The 9,651-nt window shown below is 64.2% G+C and carries 6 protein-coding genes and 1 tRNA gene; 6 read left to right on the forward strand and 1 reads right to left on the reverse strand.

The annotated features are described in order from the left end of the window. The first annotated feature begins 245 nt into the window (after nt 1-245). The 5 genes from Q0K00_RS10240 (at nt 246) to mcrC (ending at nt 6,312) form a co-directional block, all read left to right on the forward strand. On the forward strand, nt 246-1,376 hold the full coding sequence (locus tag Q0K00_RS10240; protein ID WP_297229217.1) for a hypothetical protein: 1,131 nt from the start codon (nt 246-248) through the stop codon (nt 1,374-1,376). A gap of 202 nt (nt 1,377-1,578) precedes the next feature. After that, nucleotides 1,579-2,652 carry a hypothetical protein gene (locus Q0K00_RS10245; protein ID WP_297229219.1) on the forward strand — a complete coding sequence of 358 codons (1,074 nt, stop codon included), beginning with the start codon at nt 1,579-1,581 and terminating at the stop codon, nt 2,650-2,652. 372 nt (nt 2,653-3,024) lie between these two features. Next, nucleotides 3,025-3,303: a DUF1653 domain-containing protein gene (locus Q0K00_RS10250; protein ID WP_297229221.1), complete on the forward strand. Its 279-nt coding sequence runs from the start codon at nt 3,025-3,027 to the stop codon at nt 3,301-3,303. Nucleotides 3,304-3,395: 92 nt separating this feature from the next. Further along, complete coding sequence (locus tag Q0K00_RS10255) at nt 3,396-5,171, forward strand: AAA family ATPase (RefSeq protein WP_297229223.1); 1,776 nt, start codon at nt 3,396-3,398, stop codon at nt 5,169-5,171. A 7-nt stretch (nt 5,172-5,178) separates the two neighbouring features. After that, complete coding sequence (gene mcrC / locus Q0K00_RS10260) at nt 5,179-6,312, forward strand: 5-methylcytosine-specific restriction endonuclease system specificity protein McrC (protein WP_297229225.1); 1,134 nt, start codon at nt 5,179-5,181, stop codon at nt 6,310-6,312. A gap of 615 nt (nt 6,313-6,927) precedes the next feature. On the opposite strand, the gene Q0K00_RS10265 is transcribed toward mcrC, so the two are convergent. Beyond that, a tRNA-Lys gene (locus Q0K00_RS10265) sits at nt 6,928-7,003 on the reverse strand. Nucleotides 7,004-7,607: 604 nt separating this feature from the next. Here Q0K00_RS10265 and Q0K00_RS10270 point away from each other — a divergent pair. Continuing rightward, complete coding sequence (locus Q0K00_RS10270; RefSeq protein WP_297229226.1) at nt 7,608-9,632, forward strand: cytochrome c biogenesis protein CcdA; 2,025 nt, start codon at nt 7,608-7,610, stop codon at nt 9,630-9,632. Nucleotides 9,633-9,651 lie beyond the last annotated feature (19 nt).

Raw genomic sequence — 9,651 nt, forward strand, 5'->3', positions numbered from 1 at the left:
CCGTCAGGGATGGTGACCCCAACGCGGGGTAAGGGGTCGTAGGGGGCAAGGGGCTGCGCAAGCCCCTGCCCCCTGCCGCCCGCCGCGCAGGCGTCCCAGCCCGGATGCCGGGCAACAGCCGCTATCCAGCGCAAGATGAAAAAGAAGCCCCCTTGTCCCCGCTGGGTAACATCCGCTATCCAGTGCCGGAAAGAAGAAGAAAAGAAAAAGGGAAAAGACAAACACGAAAACGAGGCTCCTGCCATATGTCCGAATGTCCTGAACGAGCGCTCCCGCCCGCGTCGGCCCGGCCCGCCGGAAAATACGGAGCGGTGCTCCTGTCCGTCCTGCTGCTGGTGGGGGGCTTCCTGCTGCTGTCCATCCCCGCCATGTGGATACTCTCGGCCCTGAAATGGACGCATCCGCCGCTGGTGCCCCTGGCCCTGCTGACTTTGGCGGTCGTGACGCCGCTGGCCCTGTCGGGCTGGTTGCTGGCCCGGTGGCGGGGCTGGGACGATCAGGAACGGCACGCCCGTTTGCTGGGACTGTCCCTGCTGCGCTGTTTCGCCATCACGCTGCTGGAGATGTTCCTGGTGGCGTGCCCCGTCTATGACATCGGTACGCTGGAAGGGCGGTACTGGCTGGCCCAGTGCGTCCGGCTGCTGCAATTCCTGCTTTCGGTGGGGAGCCTCCATCTGCTGTACCGGTCGTTCGCCTTGTTGCCCGGACGGCGCCGCATGGTATCCGCGGGCATCGAGGAGGCCGTCTTGCCGAAAGGATGCCGTCCCGTGTCCGCCGGGTCAGCCGTGTCCGCCGGGTCAGCCGTGTCTGGGCAGGCGGCCCGGTCCGCCGGTAAGGGCCGCTCCCGGATCATAGATTGCCTGCTGCTGACGATATGCGCCCTTCTCCTTTCCATCCTTCCCCTGTGGATGCATATGCCCTGGTGGCTGGCATCCCTGCCGCTCGTGCCCGCGTTGCCGCTGACGCTGACGGCGCTGTGGCTGGCGCGGCGGTGGGGATGCGCCCGACAGGAAGCGCAGGCCCTTTTTCTTCGGCGGACCGTGTTGTACTGTTTCGTCATCCCTCTGCTGGAGTCCTTCCTGCCGGAGATCGAGCTGAGGATCGGCGGCGGCATAGGCCGCGTGTTCGAGCGCCTGGAACATCTGGATCTGTACGCGTGCCGCTGGGGCATCCGTATGGTGCAATGTGGGGTCGTCTGTCTGGTGGGCGTGCGTCTGCTGTGGAGTGTCAGCTCCTTGCTGACCCGGCGGCCCATCTCCGGATACCCGATGTCCCACAATCTCGTGGAGCTTGGAGGCTTCCTCCTGCTGGTTTTCGCACCGGTGTACGGCATCATCCTGCTCCTTGCCGCCCTCCTTGCCGTCTTTCTCGTCTGAAGAGGGGACAGGCCATGCGGGCCGCTGTCTGACGGCATCCCAAAGGCGGACGGCGACGGGCGGCAGGCAAGGGACGGGATGGCCGCGACAGCCGTCCCTCGGCCGTATCGGACGCGCTCCCCGTACGGGCACGTGACGGGCACGCGCCCTTTTCGCGGTCGAGGGAAGGAAAAGACAAACACGAAAGCGAGGGTCCTGCCATATGTCCGACTATCCAGAACGAGCGTTCCGGTCCGCCGGGGACGACGGCGCGAAATATCTGTCCATCCCGCTGCTGACGGGGGGGCTGCTTCTTTTGTCCATCCCCGCCTTGTGGCTGCTCTCGGCCCTGGAATGGGCCTATCCACCGCTGGCGGCCGTGGCGGTACTGACGCTGACGGGCTGGTGGCTGGCCCGGCGGCGGGGCTGGGACGATCAGGAACGACAGGCCCGTTTGCTGGGGCTGGCCCTGCTGTGCTGCCTCGTCACCACGCTGCTGGATGGCTTTCTGGCGGAGCGTCGTCTTTCCGGCTTCGGTACGGACGACGTGGCGCGCTGGCTGGTCCGCTGCGGCTGGCTGCTGCAACTCCTCCTTTCGGCGGTGAGCCTGCATCTGCTGTTCCAGTCGTTCCCCCTGCTGCCCGGAAGGCTCCGCACGGTCTGCCGACGCATCGAGAGAGGCATCTTGGCGCTATCGGGCATCATTTTGCCGGGGCCCCCGCCCATGTCCGACGGCTCCGAACAGGCGGCCCGGCCCGCCGGGGACGGCGGCGCAAGGCGGCTGTTCGTCCTGCTGCTGTCGGGGGAGCTCCTGCTCTTGTCCCTCCCTTTCGTGTGTCAGCCTTCGACCCAGAAATGGACATTCATGGTGTTCGTGCCCGTGGCGATGCTGACGCTGACCGGCTGGCGGCTGGCGCAGCGGCAGGGATGGCACACCGAGAAGCGGCTCGCCCGCTTGCTGGGACTGTCCCTGCTGTGCAGCCTCGCCATAACGCTGCTGGATGTCTACCTGACGGAGCGTCGCTTTTCCAACAGCCTCATGGCCGGACCGACGTCCAACCTGTCCCTGCCTGTCGATCTTGTGCAGATCTTCTTGTATCTGGTGAGCCTGTTCCTGCTGAACAGGTCATGCTGCCTGATGCGTAAAAGATACCGCAAGCTCTATCGGGATATCAGGAATATCGTTTTGATGCTGGTGGGCATAGCCTTTCTGGTCATCCTGGTGTGCATACTGACCGGGGGGCTGGTTCTGGGCGTTTTCCTGTCCATGCTCTTTTCCCTCTTTCCGGGACTGTGACCCACATCCGTGGCGTCGATCCCCTGCCGTCGGGAGATGACGCCATTCGCTGGTCGTCTGACGGAAAGGAGGCTTCCCTCTCCGTCTTTCCCCCAAAAGCGGAGCGCGACCGAAGGCGGCCCGCAGGGCCGTGCTCGTTGCGACGGAGGAAGCTACGAGCATCGACAGCAGAGCGCGACCGAAAGGCGGCCCGCAGGGCCGTGCTCGTTGCGACGGAGGAAGCTACGAGCATCGACAGCAGAGCGCGACCGAAAGGCGGCCCGCAGGGCCGTGCCCGCAAGATGGACTTCCCCCGGTGTTGATGCTATCTCCCTGAAAAAAGCGAGTCGCGGCGGGCGGGATGACGCATCCCCCCGGAGCGAGGGAGGAGATATGGCCGCGGTGTACCGGCATTTCAAGGGAAAATATTATCAGGTGGTGGGCGAGGGACTGGATACGCGCGATGATTCGCCCATCGTCATTTATCGGACGCTCTACCCGTCGGAGCACGCGCTTTTTTCGCGGCCGAGGGCGGAATTCCTGGGCATGGCCCGCCTGCCGGACGGCCGGGAGGTGCGGCGCTTCACGCCGGTTGAGCTGGACGACCTGCCGGAAGAGGCCCGCGCCCGCCTGTGCGCGGACCTGCCCGTGGCGGACGAGCCGCTGGCGTAGGGAAGCGGGGGCGAGTTTTTCAAAGGGATATCCTGCCCCGGCGAGGCGAACGAAGATCCGTCGTGCGGCCGGAGAGCGAAAGGGGGAACTGTATGGGACTTCACGAGCAGGATATGGCCGCCTCCCGGCCGGGGGACGTGGAACAGACAGCCGGAGCAAAGGAAGAGTTCGGCTGGACGGGGTTTTATATGGAAATGGCCAACAAGCTCCTGACCTTTCGGAAGAGGCGCGGGGAGCTGATCGAGGGCATCCACGAGATCGCATCTGATGTCGATTGCCTTTCCATCCTGCGGGACAAGCTGGCGGATGGGACGATCGTCCCCTTGCGGGACATTTGTCCTTTCACGACGATCGGTATTTTCAATCGAGGCATAACATTGGCCAATCAGCGCCTTCTGGCGGGACGGCTTGCCCGTTTGCTGGGCGTTTCAGAGGCGGTTCCGCAAACCTTCAACGGGATCCCTTATCTCAATAATCTGGGGTCGCGGTTCTTTGCCTACAGCAAGGAGCGCGGGGAGGACGACATAGACGTGCTGTGGGACGTGTTCGCCAAGGCCATCGACCTTGCCGATTCCGACGGCAACGCCGATCCCGACGGCAACACGGTGGCCGAGGACGCTTTCCGTGCCGCCTATGATGAGGCGATCTCCCGGCGCAATGTCAAGTGGAACCTCAGCATCGGGCTGTACTGGACGCGCCCCTGGTTCTTTCCGCCCCTGGATAGTCCGTCCCGGATATATATCGAGAAATACTGTGGCATCCACATAGAATATCCTTCCTCGGGGTGCTGCAACGCGGAAAAATATTTGGAAGTGCGGAACAAGCTTGCGGAGCAATTCCGTAAACCGGACTCCTCCATCAAGTCCTTTCCGGCCTTGTCATTTGCCGCTTATGCAGGGGAGCAGGCGATCCCCACCCAGAAAGCGGCCCCGGTAGTTCCTGATACGCAGCCTGCCGTCTCCGCCGTATCGGCGGCTGATGCGTCCGGCAGCTATGACGTGGAGCGCATTCTGGAGGAGGGGTGTTTTGTTTCGCGGGAAAAACTGGAGATGATGCTTGCCCGCTGGCGCAACAAGAAAAACCTGATCTTGCAGGGGCCTCCCGGCACGGGGAAAACCTGGCTGGCCCGGCGGCTGGCCTATGCCCTGATGGGAGAGCGCGACGACGGCCGCCTGCGTGCCGTACAGTTCCATCCGACCCTTTCCTACGAGGATTTTATCCGCGGCTGGCGTCCGGCGGGCGAGGGCAGGCTCACATTGTGTGACGGGCCGTTCCTCGAGATGGCGGACATGGCCGGGAAGTCCCCCGACAAGGTGCATGTCATCCTGATCGAAGAGATCAACCGCGGCAATCCGGCCCAGATATTCGGGGAGATGCTGACCCTGCTGGAAGCGGACAAGCGGACGCCCGATGCGGCGCTGGAGCTTGCGTACCGCCGCGCGGACGGTGAGCGTGTCTACCTTCCTCCGAATCTCTACATCATCGGGACCATGAACATCGCGGATCGTTCCCTTGCGCTGGTGGATCTGGCGTTGCGCCGCCGTTTTACCTTCATGGAGCTTGAGCCGGTCTTTTCGGACGCATGGCGGGGCTGGGTCCATGCGCATTGCGGCGTGCCGAAGGATGAACTCGAAAGGATAGGCAAAAAGCTTGAGGAGCTGAATAAGGTTATAGCCGGGAAGGCCGGTCTCGGGCCGCAGTACCGGGTGGGGCACAGCTATGTCACGCCATCTGCCGACAGCAAGATCGAGAATGCCGGGGAGTGGTTCCGTCAGATCGTTGTAACGGAGATCGGTCCGCTGCTTGACGAATACTGGTACGATTCACCGGATGAGGCCCTCGCGGCCAAAAAACTGCTGTTGGAATGATGACGATATGCGACCCTCCGACAGCCTGATCTCATGCGGGAAGAGCGGCGGCATCCCGGTACGCAATCTCTGGCTGCTCATGCTCTATGCCTCGCCGCTGTTCCGGGAACTCGACAGCGCCCGTGTGGCAGTGGAGGACATGCCCGATGAGCTCCCGGACATACTGGCGGAACTGTTGTGCCGCCGTGTGGAGAAGCGCATCCGGCACAGTCTGCGTCCGGGCTATCGGCATCGAGAGGAAGTGCTGTGCCGTCTGCGGGGACGCGTCGATCTGCTGCGGACGGAGCGAGAGCATCTGTTGGAGCGCGGCAAGGTGGCCTGCCGCTATGACGAGCTGACCGTGGACACGGTACGCAACCGTTTTGTGCTGGCAGCTTTGGAAAAAGCCGCCGGGCTTGTCCGCGGGGGAGATCTGGCGTGTCGCTGCCGTTCGCTGGGCCGCGCGTTGCGGCACATGGGCGTACGCGGGGAACGGCCGACACGTCAGGAGGTATCCCGTGAGCGTATCGGCCGGCATGACGCGGAAGATGGCGCCATGCTTGCGGCGGCGCGCCTGATCTTCGACTTTGCCCTGCCGTCGGAATCGGCGGGAGATGTCCTCCTTTCCCGCCCGGACAGGGAGGATGTGCACTGGTTACGGAAGCTGTTTGAAAAGGGCGTGGCGGGCTTTTATGATGTGGTGCTTTCCCCTGACGGCTGGCAGGTCGAGGCGGGCACGGCGCTGCGCTGGCAGCAGCGGTCGAACCTCTGCAAGGGGATGGACGAGATATTTCCCGCGATGCGTACCGACATCATTCTGACAGATCGGGACGCGGGGAGGCGTATCGTCGTCGATACCAAGTTCACGTCCATGCTGGAGGTCGGCCATTATCGGGAAAAGACGCTGCGCAGCGGACATATTTATCAGATATACGCCTACTTGCGCTCTCAGGAGGGAGGGGAGGATACGCTTGCCGATACCGCCGTCGGGGTACTCCTCTATCCGGCAGTGGGGGAGCGAATACAGGGAGCCGTCGTCATCCAGGGACACGAGCTCCGCTTTGCCGCGGTGGATCTGGCGGCATCGGCCCGCGAGATACGGGAACAACTCCTGCAGGCTGTGGGCGAAACTTCCCACTTCCTTGCCGCCTGCGCTCCATAGAGCATTTTCCGTTGGGAACGCTTTGCGTTTCAAAGCATACGGCCTGGCGTTTCGCGGAAAAAACGCGGTCTTTCCGCTTGGTTTCGGCCGGGCGGCGCTGTGCTGCCGCCTCGCATTTTCCGTTTGGGACGCGCAGCCTTCCAAAGCGTACGGTCTGTCGCTTCGTGGGGAAAACGCGGTCTTTCCGGCTGCTTTGAGCAATTCCACATTGAAAATGTGGATTGCTCGGGTAGTCGCGAGAGCGACTACCCGCAACCGAACACACGGAAAAACCACGCTTTTTCCGTAGTGTGAGGGCAGCGTCAGCATGGAAATCGGACACGATTTCAATGCGAATTCGCTCTTTGGACGGGGCGGCGCGACGCCGCCTCGCGTCATGCCCTTTTCCAAAGGCAAGACGTTTTGCGGCGTGGGGATGCGCTCCCGAAAGGGCGTGGGCCGCGCGGGAACGCCGTCCGCACGCCCGGCAAGAAAAAAGTCCCGCGCGCGAAGACAAGTTCTGCGCGTGAAAGTCCCGCGTCTGGAAAAAGTCCCGTGCACGAAAATACCGCGCGTGAAAACAAGTCCGCATATGAAAAAAGCCCCTGCGGGGATACCGCAAGGGCTTGTTTTCTCTGGTGGGCCATCAGGGACTCGAACCCCGAACCAACTGATTAAGAGTCAGCTGCTCTACCAATTGAGCTAATGACCCGCTGTGCGTGAGTTGTCTTGTACGCGCAGGGGGGCTGCTTGTCAACGCTTTTTTTGGGGGAGGAAAAAAATTTTTTTTTGTGGTAGGGAGGGGCAACATTCGGGGGAGATGCCCCGCCGTGGGGCACGCTGTGGGATACGCCGGAGGAGGGCGCCCACGGGGAGGCGTGCCTGCCGGGGCCTGTCCCGCGCGGTCACGCGCGGGCATATGTGCGACTGTCCCGCGCGGTCACGCACGGGCATATGTGCGACTGTCCCAAGCGGTCACACGCGGGCGGGATGCCGCCGCATCGAGGGGCGGCTGTCGTCTCCGGCGTCGTCCGTATCGTCCCCCCGTGCCGCGTCCGCCCCGGCGGATGCCCGCGACTGCCCGCCCCGTGGGGAGCGGACAGGGACTGGCGGCGTTCGGAGGCGGGGAGCGGGGCATTTTCAGTTTGAAACGCTTTGCGTCCCAAACCATACGGCTGTCGTGTCGCGGAAAAACGCGATCGGCCCGCCTGGTTCGGGTCGGGCGGCGTCAGCATTGGGATTGGACACGATCCCAATGCGGATCCGCGCTAAGAGGGGAGAGGGAGCCCATCTCTGGAAAAGCTATGAGATATGTCATGAGTCATGGACGGGCGCTGCTGCTTGTCTTTTTGTTGTTGATGCTGGCCGTGCCCGCCCGCGCGCAGGATGTGGGCGTGCGGGTGGAGGCGGCGCGGGACGGCGACAGGCGTCTGCTCGTCGTGGAACTGACCATCCCGCCCGGTTATCATGCCTATGCCCATCAGGCCGGGGACGCGGGCCGTCCCACGACGTTGCGCCTGTCGGTCAACGGCGGCAAACCGCTGCCGGTCTGGTATCCTGACGGGGCCATGCAACGGGATATCTACGATCCCGACGCCACCGTCTTTGTTTATGAGGATACGGTGCGGCTGTATGCCGAGTTGCCGGACGCGTCCGGGGACGGCTCCGGCGAGGCGGCACAGCCGGGCGTGGGCGTCCCGTCCGGGGCGGCCATGCCGCTGCCCGGCGACAGCGTGTCCCTGTCGGGCGACAGCGTGCCCCTGCCCGGCGGCGCGGCGCAAGCCCCGCAAGACGGCGGCCCGGCGGCGGAGAAGCTTTCCTACACGCTCAACGTCAGCCTTTTGTTGTGCTCGTCGCGCCATTGTCTGCCCGTGGACCAGGAGCTGCGCGGCGAGCTGCCAGCGCAGCCGTGGCCGGAGGCCGCGCGGCAGCTCTGGTACGGACACTGGCGGGAACTTTCCCGGCGGCAGCCCGTGGGAGCGGACGCGGCCTACGAGGGCGGACCGCGCTTTTCGGCCACCGGCGGCGGCGACAGCATGGCGCAGTCCGTGGAAGCCTTCCTGGGCCGCGGCCGTCAGGAGAGCGCCTTGCCCGCTCCGGCGGAATTCGACTTCGCGCTGGAACCCCGCTACGAGGCCGAGACCTTCGAGATCTCCAGTTTCGGCATGGCCGTGCTGGTGGGCCTGCTGGCCGGTCTGCTGCTCAACGCCATGCCCTGCGTGCTGCCGGTGCTGACGTTCAAGGTCAGCGGGTTGCTGCTCATGGGCGGTGCGGCGGACAAGGAGGGCCTGCGGCGCTTCCGGGAGCATAACCTGCTCTTCTCCGCCGGGGTGCTGACGCTCTTCACCGCGCTGGGCCTGCTTTTCGGCGCGGCGGACATGATGTGGGGGCAGCTCTACCAGCATGAGAGCATCCTGCTCGTGCTGCTGGTGCTCGTTTTCCTCATGGGGCTTTCCATGCTCGGCGTGTTCACCCTGCCGGTCATCGACCTCAAGGCCGGGACGGACAGCCGTAACCCCCGCCTCCAATCCTACCTCACCGGCCTGGTCTCCACCTTCCTCGCCACCCCCTGCAGCGGCCCCATGCTCGGCGGCGTGCTGGGCTGGGCCTTCACCCAGTCGCTCATCGTGCTGGTCGTCATCTTCTGGTCCGTGGGCGTGGGCATGGCCCTGCCGTACATCATCTTCAGCATCTGGCCCCAGTTCGCCCGCGTCCTGCCCCGACCCGGCGCGTGGATGAAGCTCTTCGAGCGCTTCCTCGGCTTCTGCCTGCTGGGGACGGCGCTCTACCTCCTCTCCATCCTGCCCGTGGCCAAACATATGCAGGTGCTCATGGTCCTGCTCCTCGTCTCCCTGGGCGCATGGCTCTGGGGGCAATTCTGCGGACCCACAGCCCCCACCCTCAGACGGCGGCTCGTGGGCACGCTCTGTCTGGGCATCCTCGTGGCCGCCCTCGTCTGGGTGCTGCGCCCCGTCTCCCCCCTCCCGCACTGGAAGGACTTCTCCTCCAAAGACTTTGTGGCGGAACTCGGCGCCAAACCCCTGCTCCTTGAATTCACCGCCGATTACTGCCCCAACTGCAAATTCCTCGAGGCCACCGTCCTCACTGACGAACGCCTCCGCAGCCTCCGCGCCCGCTACGGCATGGAACTCGTCCGCGTCGATCTCACCAACCCCGACGCCTTCGCCATGCGATTGCTGGACGCCCTCGGCAGCCGCAGCATCCCCTTGACCGCGCTTTTCCCGGCAGGGGAGGGGGCACGGAGCCCCGTCGTCCTCCGCGATGTCTATACCGCCAACCAGCTTGAGGACGCCGCCGAACGCGCCTTCTCCGGCTCTTGATAGAGGAGGAGGGGGATTC

This window comes from uncultured Desulfovibrio sp. (assembly GCF_944327235.1).
Lineage (GTDB): Bacteria > Desulfobacterota > Desulfovibrionia > Desulfovibrionales > Desulfovibrionaceae > Desulfovibrio.

Bases quoted from the DNA above. Each gene is read 5' to 3' on its own strand.
- Q0K00_RS10240 (WP_297229217.1), top strand. From the start codon at position 246: ATGTCCGAATGTCCTGAACGAGCGCTCCCGCCCGCGTCGGCCCGGCCC.
- Q0K00_RS10245 (WP_297229219.1), top strand. From the start codon at position 1,579: ATGTCCGACTATCCAGAACGAGCGTTCCGGTCCGCCGGGGACGACGGC.
- Q0K00_RS10250 (WP_297229221.1), top strand. From the start codon at position 3,025: ATGGCCGCGGTGTACCGGCATTTCAAGGGAAAATATTATCAGGTGGTG.
- Q0K00_RS10255 (WP_297229223.1), top strand. From the start codon at position 3,396: ATGGGACTTCACGAGCAGGATATGGCCGCCTCCCGGCCGGGGGACGTG.
- mcrC (WP_297229225.1), top strand. From the start codon at position 5,179: ATGCGACCCTCCGACAGCCTGATCTCATGCGGGAAGAGCGGCGGCATC.
- Q0K00_RS10270 (WP_297229226.1), top strand. From the start codon at position 7,608: ATGAGTCATGGACGGGCGCTGCTGCTTGTCTTTTTGTTGTTGATGCTG.